The following is a 19,759-nucleotide window of genomic DNA, read 5'->3' as shown; positions in this document are numbered from 1 at the left end:
TCGTCAGGCTCATAACCTGAAGGTCGTAGGTTCAAATCCTACTCCCGCAACCAAATAACGCGACTTAACAGTTGCTTAAAGCCGCCCTAACAGGCGGCTTCTTGCGTTTGAGTGAGCTGGTCCCTGAAAACCGTGATGGCAAGAAAAAGGCCGCAAAAGAAGCGATGCCCCCCGCGCGAAAAAAACGATTGCAAGGCAAGAGGGACCCCGCAAACCGTTCTGGAGGCTGACGCTGCCGTCAGGACAGCCGGCGCAGTGTGTGCAAGATCCCTCGCAGTTCCGCAAGGCCGCGGAGGCGACCGATATAGGGATAGCCTGGGGTGCTATCGACGCGCTGGTCCTGGGCAAGCATATGGCCGTGATCTGGACGGAAGGGCAAGGCGCGTCCCTGTGCAGCCTCTGCGGCAAGCGCTGCCTGACAGATTGCCACCATATCGACATCGCCATCCAGATGCGGGGCCTCATGGAAGCTGGCGCCATCGTCTTCGCGCAGGGTGGACCGAAGATGGAGAAAGTTCAAGTGTTTCCCAAAGCGCATCAGCATCGCCGCAAGATCATTGTCCGCGCGAACCCCTAGGGAGCCTGTGCAAAAAGTCAGCCCGTTGGAGGGGCTGTCCACCATCGCAAGGATCGCTTGCAGGTCCTCGGCGGTGGAGACGACCCGTGGCAAGCCGAAGATCGGATAGGGCGGATCATCGGGATGCACGCCCAGTCGCAGGCCTGTCTCTTGTGCGGCGGGCACCACGCGAGTCAGAAACGCCCTGAGATTTTGACGCAACTGAGCTGCGTCAATGCCGTCATACAGTGCCAGATGCGCCCGAAAACTCTCAAGATCGAAGCTCTCTTCGGCACCGGGAAGGCCTGCGATTATGGTCCGGGTCAGCGCCTCGCGGTCTGCCTCGCTCATGGTCGCCTGCCGTTTGTCAGCGCTAGCCACAATCGTTGGCAGGTGATCGGCCGAGGCGTTCTTGCGCCCGAGGATGTGAATGTCAAAGACGGCAGCATCCACCGCGTCATAGCGCAGGCAGCGTGCACCATCGGCAAGGCGATAAGCGAGATCGGTGCGGGTCCAATCCAGCAATGGCATGAAGTTGTAGCAAACGATGGGAATACCAAAGGCTCCCAGGTTGCGGATCGTTTGCGCCCAGGCATCGGCCTTGTCTTCCCAGCCGGGGGCGCCGCGTTTGATATCCTCATGCACCGGCACGCTTTCGACCACCTCCCACCGCAAACCAGCCGCGGCGATCATGTCACGGCGGGCCTGGATCGCGTCGACTGGCCAGATGGTGCCATTTGGCATGTCGTGCAGGGCCGTGACGATGCCTGTTGCCCCGGCCTGACGGATGTCGTCCAGCGTTATCGGATCATTTGGGCCAAACCAGCGCCAAGTCTCGATCATGAGAGCCTCGTGTTCTTGTCGTTTTGAGGCACCTGTTGTGTCAGGTGCAAGAAGGAGCCGCCGCTAGTTCGGCGCGGAGATGGATTGGAAAAGATAGCCGTCAAAAGCCGGGTCATCAACGTCTGACAGCTCCATCAGGGTTTCACGGACATGGGCGAGGTGCTGCCACATTGCGGCGCGGGCGGCGACCGAGTCCTTGGTCCGCAGCGCCGCCAGGATCTGCTGGTGATCTTCCAGCCAATTCCGGCGATAGTCGGCGTCAAAGATCCGGGTGTGCAGTTTTGCCCACATCGGGCTTTGATCGCGTTTGCGCCACAACTCGTCCAGCATATCAACCAGAACCGAGTTCTGCGTCGCCTCGGCGATCAGACGGTGGAACAACTCGTCACCGGAGTGATCGGTGCTGCCGGCCTCGATATCGGTCCGCTCGATCTCCAGCGCCTCGCGCATGCGGGTGATATCGTTCTTGGTGACCATCTCGGCAGCAAAGGCGGCGATCGAGCTTTCCAGCAACTGCCGCGCTTGCAACAGTTCAAACGGTCCGATGTCATCGCGCACGGCGGGCGCCGTCGCGGGCGACGGAGCCGCGAGGTAGATACCGGAGCCTTTGCGGACTTTGACCAGGCCGTCGATTTCCAGCATGATCAAGGCTTCGCGCACCAATGAGCGTGACACCGCAAGCCGCTCGGACAGCTGACGCTCCGGGGGCAACCGGTCTCCTATGGCAAAGCCTTCGTCGCGAATGACATCCCTGAGCGCCTCTGCTACGTCCTGATACCGCCGGTATTGGCTCATGTTTGCCCCTTTTTGGCGCCAGCTGCAGCGCGTTGATCCTGCTGGGCCCGCTCAGCGTAATAGGCTGCGAGTGTGTGAAAGGCCGGCTTTTTGGTCTCTTTGTCGGCTGCGATCAGACCCTTGCGGTTCCAGCCGCGTTGAAAGATGCCCTGACGCCGCTCGACCCGGAAATCATAAAGGATCCAAGGCGACATGCCTTTCACATAGTCCAGATCCCGTAAGGTGGCGATCTGCTTTTTGTAGACCTCGTCCTGGTAGGAAAGGCTGAAGAGGCCTCGCGCGGGGCCTTGGGGAGTGTTGTCCCCATCTGCCCCGGTTTCAGAGATCACCACAGGCCGGTCGGGTGAGGAGTTCCGGCCGATTTCGGCCAGTTCCTCGAAATTTTCCTCGTACCAGCCGTAGTATTCATTAAGGCCGATGACATCGATATGGTCGGCCAGCCGGTCTTCGATCTTCAGCTTGGCATGGTTCACGAGGCAGGCGGCAGAGGTCAGGCGGGTGGGGTCCTCGGCCTTGGCGATGTCCGCCAGCCCCCGCATGAAATCAAGCCGCGCGTCGGTGTCAGGATTTTCGTTGCCGACTGACCAGATGATAACGCTCGCACGGTTGCGATCCCGGCGAATGAGTTCGCGGAGCTGGTTTTCGGCGTCGCGGCGGGTGGCAGGATTGGCAAAATCAATTGCCCAGTAGACTGGAATTTCCTCCCAGAGCATCAGACCCATTTCGTCGGCAATCTCAGCTGCGCGTTCGTGGTGCGGGTAGTGCGCGAGGCGCAAATAATTGCAGCCAAGCGCCTTTGCATGGGCGAAACGGCGACGAATATCGGTGTCAGAGGTGACTTTGCCAAGCGTTTCGTCATCTTCGTGCACCGAAATGCCCCGCAAAAAGATCGGCGTCCCGTTCAGCAGGATCTCTGTCCCCTCGCGGGAAATGCTCCGGAACCCGACACGGTCCTGCACCTGATCTTCACCAGCTGTGAACACTACATCATAGAGTTTCGGCGTCTCGGGAGACCAAAGCTCGGGCGTGGCATCCAGGCTGACGTCTCCCTTGCCGTCAATCAGTGGCACGGCGATATCGACGCCAAGCTCGGGGATCGCGACCCGTGCCTGCGCCACATCTCCGTCGACCACGGCGGATACGCGGATCTTGCTGCCCGCTAGGCGTACGAACAGATCGCGGATTATCGTCTGCGGCAGGTCATAAAGCGTGACCTCGCGGTAGACGCCGCCGTAGTTGAACCAATCGGTATTGCGCATCGGCACCCGGTCAAGCGTGCGGGTGTTGTTGACGCAGAGCATCAGCCAGTTTTGACCCGGCTTTAACGCCTCGGTCAACTCGACACAGAAGGGGGTTGAGCCACCATAGTGGTTGCCAAGGAATTCTCCGTTCAGGAAAACCTTGCAATCATATTGCGCGGCGCCGATGCGCAGGATCTGGCGCCGACCGGCGCCTGCGTCGTGCATCAGGGGTCGCGTGTACCAGGCAGAGCCTTCAAAGAAGTACCACTTCTCCTTTTGCATCTGCCAGCAGGATGGCACAGGCACCGTCTCGCCCATATAGGGATCGTAATCCCAGGGTTCGACCCGGTCCTCTGGGGCCTCGGGCAGCATGGTGAACCATTTCTGCCGCAGGCCGGTGTCCAGAAGATCGACGCAGAAGTTCCAATCCCCCGCCAGTGACAGCCCTTCGCGGCCACGGGTGAAGATCAGCGTGTCAGCGTTGAGGGACTGCGTGTTGAAAGGGGCGTCGTACCCTTCATCATGCAGTGCCTGCAGCGCGTTGTCAGCCAGTTCGGAACGTTCCAACATCGGTGCCTGTGCCTCAGTCTTTTATTGTGTTGCTTTGATGCGGTCGATCAGATCGGCGAGGTGCTCGGACTTCGCCGCGACCTCTTCATGCATCGGCAAAACGGCTTCGGCAAAGGGTGCCTTGTCCACGGTGTGGATATTGACGTTCAGCGTTGCCTTGGCCTCGTCGATGGCGGCGTCAGAGGCGGCATTCCAGGCCTCGCGATGGGCCGCCATCGAGTCGAGCGCGGCCGTGCGCATGGCCTCTTGCTGTTCGGCTGTCATAGCATCCCAGGCGCAGTTTGAAATCACCACGACCGACGGGATCATCGTGTGTTCGTCGAGGGAAAAGTCGCTGACGACCTCACCGTGGCGCGCGGTGGTCAGCGCGGTGGGGTTGTTTTCAGCCGCGTCTACAACACCTTGCTGCAGCGCGCTGTAAAGCTCGCCCCAGGAAATCGGTGTCGGGTTGCCGCCAAGCAGTTCGACCATACGGATCGCAGAAGGGCTGGGCTGCACGCGGACTTTCACCCCTTTCAGATCTTCCGGGGACATGATCGGCTTTTGCGCGTAGAAGGACCGGGCCCCTTCGGTGTAGAAGGCGACGCCGCGAAATCCTTGGTCGACCGAGGCGTTCAGGATGTCCTGGCCGATGTCGCCCGTGATCACATTGTTAAAATGCTCTTCGGAGGCAAAGATGTAGGGCAGGTTCAGCGCGGAATAGCTTTCCTCGAACGCTTCGAGTTCGGAAGCATTGGAGCGCGCCATTTCCAACGCACAGTTCTGCACCAACTCCATCGATTCGCGCTGGGTGCCGAGTTGCGCATTAGGGAAGATCTGGATCTTGATCTCATCATTGGTCAGTTCCGCCACGCGGTCCGCCATGATCTGCATGGAAATGTGAACCGGGTGATCCGGTGGGTTGTTGTGATTGAGTTTCAACGTGGTAGCGCCAGCGAACCCAGCCGATGCGGCCAGGGCCAGCGCAGAAAGCGTCGTGGTGAAAACTTTGTTCATGGTCTCTCCTCCCAAGTGTCTCGATTTGACCGCTTTAAATTGGTCAACCAATAATGCGAAAACCTTCCCCATAATCGAAATGCAGTCAACCAAATTTTTGAATTTCGGGATGTTGCCGCGAAATTTCGGATAAATCGACAAATTGGTTGACCAATTTAGTTTTCTGGGCAAGGGTCGCCATCAGAATTGGCAAGCCGGTGAAGGGGAGGAAACCTATGACTCGGATCGCAATGCCTCGCGCAGACGGGGAGCGCCGCCTATGAGGTCGTTCGTTGATACGCTCCTCAAGGCCGTGATTACGGTGATATTTGTGGTTCTAGTGGCCTGCGTCACCTGGCAGGTGATCAGCCGCTATATCCTTGGCACGCCCTCCACGGTCACAGATGAGCTGGCGCGGTTCCTGTTCATGTGGCTGGCGCTCATTGGTGGGGCCTATACCATGGGTCTTCGCCGTCACCTGGCCATTGATCTGCTGACCCAAAAGCTCGCCGGACGGCCGCGTGCGGTGCTGGAAGGGTTCTCCCTGGCGGCGGTCGCGATCTTTGTCGGCATGGTGATGGTCAAAGGCGGCGGCCAGCTGGTGTGGAAGACCTTTGCCTCTGGCCAGGTCACTCCGGCCCTGCAAATCCCGATGGGCTATGTCTATGGCGCGATCCCCTTTGCCGGCGCCATCATCCTCTATTATTGCGCGATCTTCGCGTTTGAACTGTGGCGCGATGGTCCATTCAGGCCGGATGCGGGCGACACGATGCCGGTTGGCGGACCTCTGGACTAAGGCGGCGACATGACGACTCCTATTTTTCTTCTTTTTGGCAGCTTTGGCATTCTCATGGCGCTGGGGGTGCCGATCGCCTTTTCGATTGGTATCGCGACGACAGTCACCTTTTTCCTGTTCATGGGGGTGGATCAATCGCTGTTCATCGTGGCGCAGCAGATGGCCTCTGGTCTCGACAGTTTCACCCTGCTGGCCATTCCCTTTTTCATCCTGGCAGGCAACATCATGAACCGCGGTGGCATTGCCATGCGGCTTATTAACTTTGCCAAGGTTCTGGGGGGGCGTCTGCCCGGCGCGCTGGCCCATTGCAACGTGATCGCCAACATGATGTTCGGCTCGATCTCCGGTTCCGCCGTGGCCTCGGCTGCTGCTGTTGGGGGCGTGATGGCGCCGCTGCAAAAAAAGGAAGGCTACGACCCGGCGTTTTCCGCTGCCGTCAATATCGCCTCCTGCCCGACCGGGCTCCTGATCCCGCCCTCTGCGACGCTGATCGTTTATTCACTGATTACCGGGGGAACCTCTATCGCCGCGCTCTTTGTGGCGGGCTATGTGCCGGGGATCCTGATGGGCGTGGGGTTGATGATCGTCGCCGGGATCATTGCCAAGCGCCGCGGCTATCCGGTGGCTCCGCGCCCGGCCCTGAGCGAGGTCTGGGCGGCCGCTCGCGACGCGGTGTTGCCGCTGGGACTGATCGTGATCGTCATGGGAGGCATCATCTCTGGCGTATTCACCGCAACCGAAGCCTCCGCCGCGGCGGTTCTCTATACTTTGGCGTTGGCGCTGATCTGGTATCGCGAGATCACGTTGAAGGATATGCCACGAATCCTGATTGAAAGCGCGGTGACCACTTCGGTCGTGCTGTTGATGATCGGAGCGTCGATCGCAATGAGCCGGGTGATGGCCTTTGGCGGCATCCCCTTTGCGATTTCGGATTTCCTGCTTGGGCTGTCGGACAATCCGCTCGCCATTCTGTTGGCCATCAACATTGCTTTGCTGATTGTCGGGACCTTCATGGACATGACGCCAGCGCTGCTGATCTTCACCCCGATTTTCATGCCGGTGGTCAAAGGTCTGGGGATGGATCCCGTCCATTTCGGCATCGTGATGACGCTGAACCTCTGCATCGGGATCTGCACCCCTCCGGTGGGGTCGGCGTTGTTTGTCGGGTGCTCGGTCGGCGGCACATCCATCGCCAAGGTGATCCGCCCGTTGCTGCCGTTCTACGCATTGTTGTTCGGCCTGCTGATGCTGGTGACCTATGTGCCTGAAATCAGCCTGTTCCTTCCTCGTCTGCTGCTTGGGTATCAATAATGAAGTGCTTGAAATCCTGGGAGCTGGCGGCAGAGACCGCCACCGGCGTCACGCTGCGCCTCGAAGGGCGCCACCTGCTGCAAATCTGCGTGCTGGAGCCAACCCTGTTCCGGGTCTCCTTGCAAAAGGACGGGGCCTGGCGTCTGGGGCGCACATGGACCGTTGCACCGGGCGGGGATGCGCCCTGGGCCGGTCGGGATCGCCAGGACCTGTCGGGATTTTCCTGCCCCAGTCCGAAGGTCACGACCACGTCGGACGAAATCTGCATCGCAACAGAGACCCTGCGCTTGCGGGTGTTGACACCGCTGCAGATGATCTGGGAGGCGCGGATCGATGGCGAGTGGCACTGTTTTGCCAAGGATCGCGCCACCGGGGGCATCCACCTTGGCCTGCGCGACCACGCGCACGCGCATTTTCTGTCCCGCACCGCGGGTGAGGCGGTATTTGGCCTTGGGGAGAAGACCGGGCCGCTCAACCGGGCTGGCAAACGCTACGAGATGCGCAACCTTGACGCGATGGGATATGACGCAGAGCGGACCGACCCGCTTTACAAACACGTCCCCTTCACCCTGACGCGCACCGAAACCGCCGGCTGCTGGTCGATCTTCTATGACAATCTGGCCAGCTGCTGGTTCGATCTCGGCAATGAGCTGGACAACTACCACGCGCCCTACCGTGCCTATCGGGCAGAGGATGGGGATCTGGATTTCTACATGTCCTGGGCACCGGAGCTGCTGGACCTTGTGAAACGCCAGGAGCAACTGACCGGCGGCACGGCCTTCCCACCCCGGTGGAGCCTTGGCTATTCCGGCTCCACGATGTCCTATACCGACGCCCCGGATGCGCAGGCGCAATTGGAGGGGTTCCTCGACCAGATTGAAGCACATCAGATCCCCTGTGACAGTTTCCAGATGTCCTCGGGGTATACGTCGATTGGTGCCAAGCGGTACGTTTTTAACTGGAATGACGACAAGATGCCCGATCCCGAAGGCATGGCGGCGAAGTTTGCGGATAAGGGCATCCATCTGATCGCCAATATCAAGCCTTGCCTGTTGCAGGACCACCCCCGCTATGGCGAGGTTGCGGATGCAGGATTGTTCCTTCGTGCGAGCCCCGAGGCGGACGCGAATTGCGGGCCCGAACGGTCGGTGTTCTGGGACGACGAGGGGTCTCACCTTGATTTCACCAATGCAGCCACGGTGGACTGGTGGAAGTCCAACGTCACCACGGCCTTGTTGGGGCGCGGTATCGGTTCGACCTGGAACGACAACAACGAATACGAGATCTGGGATCGACACGCGCAATGCGCCGGCTTTGGGGATAGTATCGACATTGCCTTGATGCGACCCGTCATGCCGATCCTGATGACGCGCGCCTCGGCCGAGGCGCAGCAGGCTCACGCGCCGGACACGCGGCCCTATCTGATCAGTCGCTCCGGTGCGCCTGGGTTGCAGCGCTATGCCCAGACCTGGAGCGGCGACAACCGCACCGACTGGAAGACCCTGCGCTGGAATCAGCGCATGGGTCTGGGAATGAGCCTTTCGGGGTTTTACAACATTGGCCATGATGTTGGCGGTTTCTCCGGTCCGCGACCAGAGCCGGAACTGTTCCTGCGCTGGGTGCAGAACGGTATCTTTCACCCGCGCTTCACCATCCATTCCTGGAACGATGATGCGACAGTGAATGAACCGTGGATGTATCCGGAGGTGGCAGACCTGATCCGGGACGCCATTCGCCTGCGCTATCAGCTCTTGCCGTATCTCTATACCTGCCTTTGGCAGGCTGCGCAGCAGAGCGAACCAATGCTGCGACCGCTTTTTCTCGATTTTGGGCAGGATCCGGAAGCCTGGAGCGAAAGCGACAGCTTCCTGCTCGGGCGTGATCTTCTGGTGGCAACCGTGCTCGACAAAGGGGCAGAGACGCGCTCGGTTTATTTGCCGCGCCATCCGGGCGGCTGGTGGGATTTCCAGACCGGTCTCTGGCACGACGGCGGCCAGTGGCTTGATTTACCAGTGGAACCCGCGACCATTCCGCTGTTTGTACGGGGCGGTGCGGTGATCCCGATGGGGCTCGGTGCCGCGCGCGCCACCCCTGATGCGGAGACCGCGCGCGTTCTGGCGCTCTTTCCGGCGATGGGCCATGACCAGGGAACAAGTTTTCTGTTCGAAGACGATGGCAGCACCAAAGATGGCGCTTGGTGTCTCACACATCTTGAACTGACCAGCGATGACGAGGCTATCCGACTGACCACACGGAGCGAAGGGCCAGGCCGCCCGGTGATCCCGGAGGCGGACATCATCCTGCCCGCAGGCGAACGCCGGACGCTACTCACAGAGACAAGGATCCCCCTATGACGACCTGCACCCACGTTCCGTGTTCCTATGATCCCACCACCCTGCGCCCCCGAATTTTGCACCTGGGTTTCGGTGCATTCGCGCGCGCCCATCCCATGGTGTACCTGCATCACGGGCTGACCGTGGCAGGTGGTGACTGGGGCGTGGTGGCGGCCCGGCTCAATTCCGGCGTCGCGGCGCTTGATGCGCTGGACACAGCCGACGGGCGCTATCACGTGGCCGAAGCCGATGGCGACACGGTAACCCTGCGCGAGATCGGCGTCCTGCGCGGTAGTTGCCACCCGGTGCGCGATGGGACCGACGCCCTGCCAGCACTGATCGCCAGCCCTCAGATGTCGCTTATCCTGCTGACGATCACGGAAAAGGGTTATTGTACGCGGGATGGCGCGCTGGATTTCGACCATCCCGGTGTAAAGTCGGATCTGGCGGGGGGCGCCCCCTCAACGGCGATCGGCGTCATCGTGTCAGGGCTTGGGCGTCGGCGCGCAGCGGGTCTGAGCGGCCTCACCATTCTGTCCTGTGACAACCAGCCCCACAATGGGGTCCTGACCCGGGCCGCTGTTCTGGGCTTTGCCGAGGCCCGCGATCCTGCGCTTGCCGCCTGGATCGCCGCGCATGTCCGGTTCCCCTCGTCGATGGTCGACAGGATTGTTCCGGCGATGACCGATGACAGCCGAGCCGCCGTCCAGAATGCCTTGGGTCGACCGGATCCAAACGCGATCCTGTGCGAACCTTTTCGCCAATGGGTCATCGAGGATGATTTTGTTGGCCCGCCGCCACCCTTTGCCGACGGGGGGGCCGTTCTGGTCAAGGATGTGCGACCTTTCGAGGAGATGAAATTGCGCCTCTTGAACGGTGCGCATACGACGCTGGCCTGGACGGGTCAGTTGCTCGGTTATGAAACGGTCGCGGATTGCATGGCGGATGCTGGTTTGCGCGATCTGCTGCGACGTCTGATGCTGGCCGAACAAGCGCCGACCCTGCAGCTACCCGCCGGCGTCCGGATCGCGGATTACGCGGATGATCTGCTGTTGCGCTTTGAAAACACCCGCCTGCGGCACCGACTGGCGCAGATCGCCACCGACAGCAGTCAGAAGATGCCGCAGCGGCTATTTGCGCCTGTTGCTGCCAATATCGCGGCGGGTCGCCCCTGGTCCGTTTCCGCCCTTGCGATTGCGGCCTGGATCCAGGGGCTTCGATCACTTCCTCCCATCGACGACCCACGCCAGCAGGAGCTACACCGCGCAGTGCAGGCAGATGATCCCGTGGCTGCCGTCCTGTCGCTTCCCTCCCTGGCACCCGCAGATCTCGCCGCGAATGACATATTCATGGCGGGCGTCCAGCGAGCCTTTGCGCGCGTCGAAGTCGATCTCAAAGCCGCAGTCGCCGCCTGCGCCTGAGCCGCCGGGGACTTCGGGCTGGCCCTCGGGCATGTCACTCAGCGCCGCGCCACTAAGATCAGCGCATTTTCAGGCCTGCCTACAGCATCCCCGCCGCTGTGGGCAGCCAGAGCACCAGCTGGGGCACAAAGGTCAAAAGCATCAGGATCGAAATCAGGATCGCCAGAAAGATCCAAACTTCGCGGATCATCTCGCCCACGGGGATGCCGTTCAATGCCTTGATAATGAAAAGAAGGATGCCATAAGGCGGCGTAATCAACCCAAGCATCATATTGAACACCAGAACAACGCCGAGATGGGTCAGGTCAATGCCCAGGGCAGCAGCTGTCGGGATGAAAAGCGGCGTGACCACCAGCATGATGGTGGACACATCCAGAAAACAGCCCATGACCAGATACAGCAAGTTGAGCAGCAACAGGAATTCTATGGTGCTCAGCTCCATGCTTTCAAACAGGCCGAACACCTGCAGCGGTACCCGCTCAACCGTAATGACATAGTTGAAGATGAAAGCCCCGCACAGCACGATGGTGACGACGGCCGTCGTGCGCACCGTGGCGCGTACAACTTCAAAAAACTCAAGCCAGCCCAACACCCGATAAGCAAAAGCGGCCAAAAGCAGGGCGTAAAAGGCGGAGACGGCGGCGGCTTCTGTCGGGGTGAAAACACCGGAGTAGATGCCGCCAAGCAAGATCACAGGCATCAGGAGCGCAGGCAGCGCACGCAGAAAAATCAGGGGAAAGGCTCGCCACAGGATCGCCTCTTCCACTGGGAACCCGCGGAGTTTTGCCATGATCATCACAGCAACCCCAAGTACCACTACAAGCAGGAGCGCCGGCACGACACCGCCCAAGAAGAGTGCGCCAACGGATGTGGAGGAGATCAGCGCGTAAAAGACCATCGGGATCGACGGCGGAAAGATCGGCCCGATAACGGCGGATGTCGCGGTGATGGCCCCGGCAAAGCCGCGCGGGTAGCGCCCGTCTTTCGTCATCATATCGGTGATGACCTTTCCCACGCCGGCGGCATCGGAGATCGCCGAGCCGGACATGCCGGAAAAGATCAACGACGTCAGGATATTCACCTGCGCCAGCCCACCGGGCACGCGCCCGACCAGTGCAAGTGCGAAGGCGAGCAATCGATCCGACACCTTGCCAGCGTTCATGATATTGGCGGCAAAGATGAACAGCGGCACGGCAAGAGCGACGAAATTGCCGAACACACCATTCAGGACGTTTTCCGCCGCGAGTCCCACATCACGCCCTGCCATCAGCAGGTAAAACACGCTGGACACGATCATGGCGATGCCCATCGGCAGGCCCGCAACAGTGGTAGCTATCAGCAGCCCGATCATCAGCAAGAGCGCGTTATCGGTAAAGAATTCCATCGAAAAGCCTATGAATTAGAGGGCCTTGCGCCAATTCGGTCCGAGTAGCTGGATCAGGCGGGCAAGCAGTTTGAAAAGGAAACCCACCACGAAGAACAGGTAGCAGCCATAAATCCAGTGCATTGGAATACGCAGCACCGGGCTTTTCTTGCGGGTTAGGAAGTCGAGGTAGTCGAGCACCGGCAGGACCAGCAGTCCAAAGGCGATTATGCCGGTGATCATGGCAAAAATCGCCAGTGCGCGCTGCCATGCTGGTGACAGAACAACGTAGACCACATCAAAGGTCACGTGCTCGCGGATCGGAACGATAAAGGCGGCCGCCCAGAATACCGTCCAGATAAACGCGATCATCACGAATTCTTCCGACCAGATCAGTGGCGTCCCCATCACATAGCGAAAGAAAACCTGCAGGATGAAACCAGCGAAAGCCGCCAGAAACAACGTGATCCCGACAACATCGGCCGCCCGGGAAAGCAGGCGGCCGAGATTGTCGAGCAGGGTCGAAGCTTGTTCGTCTGCACGTGCGCTCACACGGCTCACTCCGCCATGGCGTTGATCTGCTCGACCCAGCCTTCGGGCCAGGATTTGGAGCGTTCGGACGAGAAATAGACATCCTGTACATGGGTACGGAAGGCATCGACGTCAGGCGTCACAACCTGCAGCCCTTCGGAGGTCAAAAAATCCACAAGGCGCTCTTCGTTTGCAGTGCGCTCGGCGTTGTTCCAATCACAAGACGCCACCGCTGCTTCGCTCACGGCCGTTTTCTGATCGTCCGAAAGTTTGTCCCAGGTTTCGTTGTTGATGGCGATGTTGATGCCGTCGACCAGGTGGCTGGTAAGAACGATCTGTTTGGTGACTTCGTAGAATTTCGCGGCTTCCACGGTTGGCAGCGGATTGTCCTGCGCGTCGATAGTGCCGGTTTGCAGCCCGAGGTAGACTTCGCCGAAGGGTAGTGGCGTCGGGGCGGCGCCAAGTGCTGAGCCGAGGAACAGCCAGGCGTCAGAGCCGGGCATACGCAGTTTCAGGCCATCCAGGTCCGCGGGTGTCTGGACATCCCGTGCTTTGCGCAGGTTTAGCTGGCGGGTGCCGAGGTAGCAGGTATCCAACAGCTGGACGTCCATCTCTTCAGAGACTTTTGCTTTGAATTCAGCGCCAATATCAGAGGCGAGGAAGGTCCGGTAATGGGCGGGGTTTTGGAACAGGTAACCGGCAGTGAGCAGGCTGTATTCCGGAATGGCATCAGCAATCAGCTGATAGGACAAATAGGTCATCTCGGCATTGCCGCGTTGCAGGGCGTCCAGATCGGCACCTTGTGCAAAGAGCGATCCGGAATCGAAAAGCTGCACATCGAAGGCGCCGGCGGCGCGGGCTTCCAGCTCATCCTTGAATACCTGCATCGCACGGGTGTGCAGATCGCTGGGCACCGAAGCAGTGGTGTATTTGATCTCAATCGGATCAGCGGCGGCCTGCACGGGCGCAACCAGGGCGGTGCCCATTGCGAACGCGGCCAGTGTGCGTGTGAGTTTCATTATCTTGTCCTCCCCAAAAAGACGTGTGTTGCAAGGCAGTTCAACCGCAGCACTGCCAAAAGGCAAGCTCCTCTTTGCGCGGCGACTGGCAGGACTTTACAAAGAGATTTCGCTTATGTAAACACTGATTGGATCAGTTATGCTATGACTAAGAGTATCGATGAGCAACGCCCTGTTTTCATTCAGAAAGGCCACCCAGATGCGCGCAGGAACCGATTTCAAAGGGGTGGTTGGCGCCGCCGTTACGCCGGTTTCACCGGGGCAGGATATCGATTTGACACGCCTGCTGACCCATTGCGAAAAAATGCGCGCGGCGGGCTGTGCCTTCACGTCCGTGTTTGGAACTACTGGCGAGGGTGCCTCGCTGTCATCACGCCAGAAGATCGAGGCGCTGCGGGCGATGAAGGCCGCAGGCCACGATATGGGGCGGCAGGTGCCCGGCATTATTGCCGCGTCCGTTGATGATGCTGCGGCGCTCTACGCGGCTTGCGCCGAGTTGGGTTGCCGCGCCGCGCTGATCATTCCGCCCTTTTACTACACTGCGAGTTCGGATGCAGCCGTGGCGGATTTTTACGCCGCCGTTGTTGCACGCGCTGGTCGGCCTGGGCTTGAAATTGTTCTTTACAACTTTCCCTTCTTTTCGGGCGTCACTTTCACGCCGACGCTCGTTCGTATGGTTCAGGCGCGATTGGGCAATTTGGTGATTGGCCTCAAGGATTCCACCGGCAATCTCGATAGTGGGCTGGCTCTGATAGAGGCTTTTCCAGAGCTGTCGATCTTTACCGGGGACGATCGGATTGTGCCGAACATGGTTGCGGCCGGGGGGGCTGGGATGATCGGCGGCATGGTCAATCTTTTTCCGGCAGATTGTGTCGCGCTTTACATGGGGCACGCGGATGACAGTCTGCGGGCGCGGGCCGCGAAGCGGATCGAGGCGGTGGACGGCAATGGTGGGCTGGTCGTCGTCAAGGCGCTGCTTGGTGCGCTGTATGACGATCCGACTTGGTCTGCGGTCTTGCCCCCTCTGGCTCCGCTCGCCGATGCGCGGTGCAAGGCGATATGCGCTGAACTGGGCCTTGCGCAGGTCCACGCGTCTGCGTGATCCTGAGGTGGGCGCGGGCCTGGACAAGAAAAGGAAGGAAGGCGAAGTGGCGAAGCGGAGCGAAGACAGCAGTAGACGGCACGATGGGCGGGTGCGCCAATCGGGCTATGAGGAATTCCAGAAGGCGCTTCTGGAAGGGCGCCTTCGTCCAGGTCAATTGGTGAGCCAGCGTGATCTTGTCGACATGTTAGGCCTTTCCATCGGCGCCCTGCGCGAAGTTTTGCCGCGCCTGGAAAGCGAGGCACTGATTCATGTCCTGCCGCAGCGCGGCATCCAGATCCCCGCCATAGACCTGCCGATGATCCGCGATGCCTTCCAGATGCGCGCCGCGCTTGAGCGGGAGGCGGTGCTGCATGCCCTGCGGACTTTGCCGGATGACGTCCTTCAGACCCAGCTTGCCCTCCACCGTGATCTGGTGGAGTCAGTGCGGGAGACCCCGTCTGATGCGGCGCTGGCACGGGGGCAGGAGATCGATACGAATTTCCACATGCTGCTGGTGAAATCCACTGGCAACGAACTTATCAAATCCGCCTATGACATCAATTCCATCAGGATCCGCCTGATCAAATTGGACCGCATCCGCCTTACGGCTGTCACCCTGCCGGCAGCCTTTGCCGATCACATCGCAGTGATCGACGCCCTTCTGGCCCGAGATGCGGTGAAAGCCGCGGCGGCAATGGATCGCCATATCGCCAACGCCCGCGAGCGCGCGCTTGAGCTCTAGGCCAGGACTTGCATCGATGACATGTGCCGTGTCTGAGCCGGTTCGCCCGGTGGATCTGCGCTGCGCGCTACAGGCAGCCCCGCGAGGGCTCAATGATTTGCGTCCGACCTTCTGCTGGGCTGCCGAGGGTCGGGGCGAGGCGGTCTCCTTTCGGGTGCAATTGGCCCACAAGCCAGAGACATTTGAGGTGGAGACAGCCTGGGATAGCGGTTGGCAGAACGGAAACCCCGGCGAGGTGCAACTCGATGGGACGCCCCTGCCGCGTGAAGCGCGGTTTTTCTGGCGTGTGAGTTTCCGCGATCAAAGCGGGCATGAGAACCACTCGGATATTGAACAATTCTTCACTGGTCTTGATCCGGCCGATTGGAAGGCCCAATGGATTGGCCGCTATTTCGTGCTGCCAGCGGGGCGCGAGGTGCCGCAGGATTCCCATTACGACAACCGTTTTCAGGCCCGACCCGCAGATCACTTGCGCCGCGTCTTCGCGCTAGCCGCGCCCCCCAAACGCGCCTTTGCCTATGTCTCGGCCCTGGGGCTTTATGAATTTTCGGTCAACGGGCGGCGGATCGGCGATGACGTTATGGCGCCAGGCTGGACCGATTATCACACGCGTGTGGAGTACCTAACTTACGATGTGACGGAGCATTTGCAGGCCGGTGAAAACGTACTGGGGGCGTTATTGGGCGAAGGTTGGTACAGTGGCCGTATCGGTCACAACCAGCGTCGCGCGGGCAACCACTACGGCGGGCGCCCGGCCTTCCTGTGCCAGTTGCACATTGAGCATGCTGATGGCCACGTGGAGCGGATCGTCAGCGACGCGCAATGGCGAACGAAACAGGGGCCAATTTGTTATTCCGATTTCCTTGCCGGGGAGATGTACGATGCCCGCCTGGAGCTTTCCGGTTGGGGCGCCTCCGGGTTTGTTGAGGAAAACTGGCAACCTGTAGAGGCCTTTGTCCCCGAACCCGGCGCGCCCCGATTGGATGCCGCCCGCGCACCGATGGCGCGCGAGGTCGCAAGGCTTGCGCCGCAGCACGAAAGCATTGGCGAGAGCGGCGAACGCATTTTCGATTTTGGCCAGAACCTTGCCGGATACGTCAGCCTGCTGGTGGATGCGCCGCGCGGGACCAAGATCCATCTGCGCCACGCCGAACGATTGGATGGCGATGGCAATCTCTATACCGACAATCTGCGCTACGCCGTGAGCGAAGATATCTACATATGCAAAGGCAAGGGGCCGGAGCGCTTCACCCCGCGCTTCACTTTCCACGGGTTTCAATATGTGGGCTACCGCAGCAACACACCCGAGGCGCAGCTGCTGGAGATCACCGCCGTGGCGATCCAGAGCGATCTGCCTATTTCAGGCGAGATTGAAACCGGGAGCAAACTTGTTAACAAACTGATCTCAAACATTTTCTGGAGTCAACGCAGCAATTTCCTATCGGTGCCCACCGATTGCCCTCAGCGCGATGAACGCTATGGGTGGTCCGCGGATGCGCAGGTGTTCTGGCGTACGGCCGGCTATTTTATGGATATCTCGGCCTTCACCGAGAAATGGCTGCTGGATATGGTCGATGGTCAGTCCGAAGCGGGCGTTTTTCCCGATGTCGCGCCGACCAAGCCGCTCAACCCCTATCGGCTCACCCCGCAACCCGGCGCACCGGCCTGGGGCGACGCACCGGTGATCTTGTGCCGCGATCACTGGCTCCGTTACGGTGACGCCGGATTGATCCGCCGGATGTGGGCACCGCTTTGCGCCTGGATGGATTACATCGCGCGCGAAAATCCCGATGGTATCCGCACCCAGGCCGTGCACAACAACTACGGTGATTGGTTGTCAATCGGGCCCAATACCGATCGCGCCCTGATTGCCACCGCCTATTGGATTCATCTTGCCGACCTCATGGCGCTGCTGGCACCGGTCGCGGGTCAGGATCCCGCGCCCTGGCTGGCCCTGGCCCGTCGCTTGCGGCGAGGCTTTGTTGCACGGTTCTGGCAGGGGGATAGGCTCTCCGGTGATACCCAGACGGCCTATCTGCTGGCATTAGATTTTAGCTTGTTGCCGCCAGAGCATCTTGCGCGAGCTGCGGCGCGGCTCGACGCGCTGTTCACGGCAGCCGATGGCCATCTTCAGACGGGTTTTCTGGGTGTGCGCCACCTTGCACCAGTTGTCTGCGACTGGCTTTCGCCGCAGCGCGCTGTCGATCTTCTGCTGAAGGAAAGCTATCCGTCCTGGGGGTTTTCCATCCAGCAAGGTGCCACGACGATCTGGGAACGGTGGGATGGCTGGACGCCGGACAAAGGGTTTCAGTCTACGGCGATGAATTCCTTCAACCACTATGCCTATGGCGCTGTCGGAGAATGGATCTGGGCACGGTTGGCAGGCATCGATTGGAGCGCACTGGGTCCGGGTTATCGTCGCCTGTCGCTGCGGCCCGTCTTTGATCGCCGGATTGCGCCGCTTCGTGCCAGTTACCGCGCAGCCAGCGGACCAATCCGTAGCGCCTGGCGCTTTGAGGAAGAAACGGTGATCTGGGAAATCGATCTGCCGCCGGGCACCTCGGGCGATGTGCAATTGCCGGAGGGCTGGCACTGGAAGGGACGGCGGACGTTTGCCGTGAACGCTGGACCGCATGTTCTGAAACTAGACGCCACCTGAGGGAGTAAGGCGATGCATTTTATCGGTATCGATGTTGGGACGGGGTCTGCACGGGCGGGCGTTTTCGACGGTTCCGGACGGTTGTGCGGCGCTGGTTCGGCTGCACTGGTGACGCACCGCCCGGCAACGGGGTTTGCACAGCAGGAAAGTGGCGCCATTTGGGCGGCGGTTTGCGCGGCGGTGCGTGCGGCGCTTGCGGCTTCGGGAGTGTCGGCAGACTCCGTGGGTGGGCTGGGGTTTGACGCTACCTGCTCGCTGGTGGTCAGTGGGGCGGATGGCGCGCCGGCAAGTGTGGATCCAGACGACATGCCGGGGCAGGATGTGATCCTCTGGATGGATCACCGTGCTATCGATGATGCGGAGGCGATCAATGCCATTGGCGGCACGCCGCTGGCTCATGTCGGTGGCTGCATTTCGCCGGAGATGGAATTGCCCAAGCTACGCTGGCTGAAACGCGAGCGGCCGGCGAGGGCTGGGACGATGATTTCCTCGCTGCGATCGGTCTTTCGGATCTGACGACAGACGGACATGCCGCCATCGGCGCGCAGCTGGCGGCGCCGGGCAGCCCCTGTGGTGAACTGAGTGTGATGGCGGCTGCCGAGCTGGGGCTTTCGCCCGGCGTCCCGGTGGGGGCGAGCCTGATCGATGCCTATGCGGGAGCCCTCGGCACGCTCGGCCTCGGGCTGACCAAGGGCACAAAGACGCAACGCGGCGGCGAGGCGCTTGCCGGTCGGCTGGCGTTGATTGCCGGCACTTCCAGCTGCCATATCGCACTGAGGCCAGAGGCCTGTTTCGTGCCCGGTGTCTGGGGGCCGTACTTTGGCGCGGCGCTCCCCGGTCTATGGGCGCTAGAGGGCGGACAATCGGCAGCCGGTGCGCTGATGGATGCGGTGATCGCGCGCCATGGCGCTGGGCCGGATCTGATCGCGGAGGTTGCGTCACAGGGTACCCGCCCGGCGGCGCTGATCGAAGCGCATCTTGCTGAAATGAAAGCAGAGACCGCGACGTTGACGGCGGGGCGTCACGTCCTGCCTGATTTTCACGGGAACCGGTCGCCCCTGGCTGCGCCTTGGCGCAAGGGCGCGATCTCTGGGCTTAGCCTTGCTGCTGGGCGCGATGATCTGGCCTTGGATTACCTCGCCACGGTGCAGGCTCTGGCCTATGGGACCCGCCATATCCTCGAGGTGATGGCGGCTGAGGGCGCGCCGGTTGACACGCTGGTGGTGAGCGGCGGGCTGGCGCAGAACGCGCTCTATCTGCGCGAACACGCCGATGCCACCGGTTGCCGTATTCTGGTGGCCGAGGCGGGCGAACCGGGGCTTTTGGGGGCGGCGATGCTCGGGGCGGTCGCTGCAGGTGCACAGCCTGATTTGGTCTCGGCCATGGCGGCGATGTCGGGCAGCCACCGGCAAATCACCCCGCGCGGCGGCGCAATCGCGACCTATCACGACAGGAAATACCGGGTGATGCGGCAAATGCAGGCCGATCATGCGGTCTACAAGGACATAATGGAGAGCTGA

General features: G+C 60.7%; 16 protein-coding genes. 9 read left to right on the top strand and 7 right to left on the bottom strand.

Annotation, left to right across the window (positions count from 1 at the left end; genetic code table 11):
- Positions 1–238: 238 nt before the first annotated feature.
- From uxuA to TRIHO_RS17780, 4 genes are all read right to left on the bottom strand, one after another.
- A complete protein-coding gene (uxuA, locus tag TRIHO_RS17795) occupies positions 239–1,399 on the bottom strand; it encodes a mannonate dehydratase (RefSeq protein ID WP_068246834.1) in 1,161 nt (386 codons plus the stop codon).
- Between the two features lie 63 nt (positions 1,400–1,462).
- Complete coding sequence (locus TRIHO_RS17790) at positions 1,463–2,194, bottom strand: FCD domain-containing protein (protein ID WP_068246830.1); 732 nt, start codon at positions 2,192–2,194, stop codon at positions 1,463–1,465.
- Positions 2,191–4,005: a glycoside hydrolase family 2 protein gene (locus TRIHO_RS17785; protein ID WP_068246827.1), complete on the bottom strand. Its 1,815-nt coding sequence runs from the start codon at positions 4,003–4,005 to the stop codon at positions 2,191–2,193. Before TRIHO_RS17785 ends, TRIHO_RS17790 begins: the two co-directional genes overlap by 4 nt.
- 21 nt (positions 4,006–4,026) lie before the next feature.
- A complete protein-coding gene (locus TRIHO_RS17780) occupies positions 4,027–5,001 on the bottom strand; it encodes a TRAP transporter substrate-binding protein (RefSeq protein ID WP_068246824.1) in 975 nt (324 codons plus the stop codon).
- Positions 5,002–5,260: 259 nt separating this feature from the next.
- On the opposite strand from TRIHO_RS17780, the gene TRIHO_RS17775 reads away from it, so the two are divergent.
- The 4 genes from TRIHO_RS17775 to TRIHO_RS17760 are packed head-to-tail and all read left to right on the top strand — an operon-like array spanning position 5,261 to position 10,841.
- Positions 5,261–5,776: a TRAP transporter small permease gene (locus TRIHO_RS17775; protein WP_068246821.1), complete on the top strand. Its 516-nt coding sequence runs from the start codon at positions 5,261–5,263 to the stop codon at positions 5,774–5,776.
- A 9-nt stretch (positions 5,777–5,785) separates the two neighbouring features.
- Positions 5,786–7,087: a TRAP transporter large permease gene (locus TRIHO_RS17770; protein WP_068246817.1), complete on the top strand. Its 1,302-nt coding sequence runs from the start codon at positions 5,786–5,788 to the stop codon at positions 7,085–7,087.
- Entirely contained in the window at positions 7,087–9,441 is a 2,355-nt protein-coding gene (locus TRIHO_RS17765; RefSeq protein ID WP_068246814.1) for a glycoside hydrolase family 31 protein, read from the top strand. The genes TRIHO_RS17770 and TRIHO_RS17765 overlap by 1 nt, the downstream gene beginning before the upstream one ends.
- The gene (locus TRIHO_RS17760) at positions 9,438–10,841 is read left to right on the top strand and encodes a mannitol dehydrogenase family protein (RefSeq protein ID WP_068246810.1); all 1,404 of its coding nucleotides are present in this window, start codon (positions 9,438–9,440) and stop codon (positions 10,839–10,841) included. Before TRIHO_RS17765 ends, TRIHO_RS17760 begins: the two co-directional genes overlap by 4 nt.
- Positions 10,842–10,920: 79 nt before the next feature.
- On the opposite strand, the gene TRIHO_RS17755 is transcribed toward TRIHO_RS17760, so the two are convergent.
- Genes TRIHO_RS17755 through TRIHO_RS17745 form a run of 3 tightly spaced genes read right to left on the bottom strand, consistent with a single transcriptional unit; the run spans position 10,921 to position 13,754 of the window.
- Complete coding sequence (locus TRIHO_RS17755) at positions 10,921–12,225, bottom strand: TRAP transporter large permease (RefSeq protein ID WP_068246807.1); 1,305 nt, start codon at positions 12,223–12,225, stop codon at positions 10,921–10,923.
- A gap of 15 nt (positions 12,226–12,240) precedes the next feature.
- Positions 12,241–12,756 (bottom strand): TRAP transporter small permease, encoded by a 516-nt coding sequence (locus TRIHO_RS17750; RefSeq protein ID WP_068246842.1) that lies wholly within the window; start codon positions 12,754–12,756, stop codon positions 12,241–12,243.
- A 5-nt stretch (positions 12,757–12,761) separates the two neighbouring features.
- On the bottom strand, positions 12,762–13,754 hold the full coding sequence (locus TRIHO_RS17745; protein ID WP_068246804.1) for a sialic acid TRAP transporter substrate-binding protein SiaP: 993 nt from the start codon (positions 13,752–13,754) through the stop codon (positions 12,762–12,764).
- 199 nt (positions 13,755–13,953) lie between these two features.
- On the opposite strand from TRIHO_RS17745, the gene TRIHO_RS17740 reads away from it, so the two are divergent.
- From TRIHO_RS17740 to TRIHO_RS24060, 5 genes are all read left to right on the top strand, one after another.
- Entirely contained in the window at positions 13,954–14,856 is a 903-nt protein-coding gene (locus TRIHO_RS17740; protein ID WP_068246839.1) for a dihydrodipicolinate synthase family protein, read from the top strand.
- A 46-nt stretch (positions 14,857–14,902) separates the two neighbouring features.
- Entirely contained in the window at positions 14,903–15,580 is a 678-nt protein-coding gene (locus TRIHO_RS17735; protein WP_068246836.1) for a GntR family transcriptional regulator, read from the top strand.
- Between the two features lie 28 nt (positions 15,581–15,608).
- The gene (locus TRIHO_RS17730; RefSeq protein ID WP_068246802.1) at positions 15,609–18,239 is read left to right on the top strand and encodes an alpha-L-rhamnosidase; all 2,631 of its coding nucleotides are present in this window, start codon (positions 15,609–15,611) and stop codon (positions 18,237–18,239) included.
- 12 nt (positions 18,240–18,251) lie between these two features.
- Positions 18,252–18,755 (top strand): FGGY family carbohydrate kinase, encoded by a 504-nt coding sequence (locus TRIHO_RS24065; protein ID WP_207498725.1) that lies wholly within the window; start codon positions 18,252–18,254, stop codon positions 18,753–18,755.
- A 71-nt stretch (positions 18,756–18,826) separates the two neighbouring features.
- Positions 18,827–19,759 (top strand): FGGY-family carbohydrate kinase, encoded by a 933-nt coding sequence (locus TRIHO_RS24060; protein WP_207498723.1) that lies wholly within the window; start codon positions 18,827–18,829, stop codon positions 19,757–19,759.

The sequence above is a fragment of the Tritonibacter horizontis genome (genome assembly GCF_001518015.1).
GTDB classification, from domain to species: domain Bacteria; phylum Pseudomonadota; class Alphaproteobacteria; order Rhodobacterales; family Rhodobacteraceae; genus Epibacterium; species Epibacterium horizontis.
This window is presented reverse-complemented; position numbering and strand designations above follow the sequence as displayed.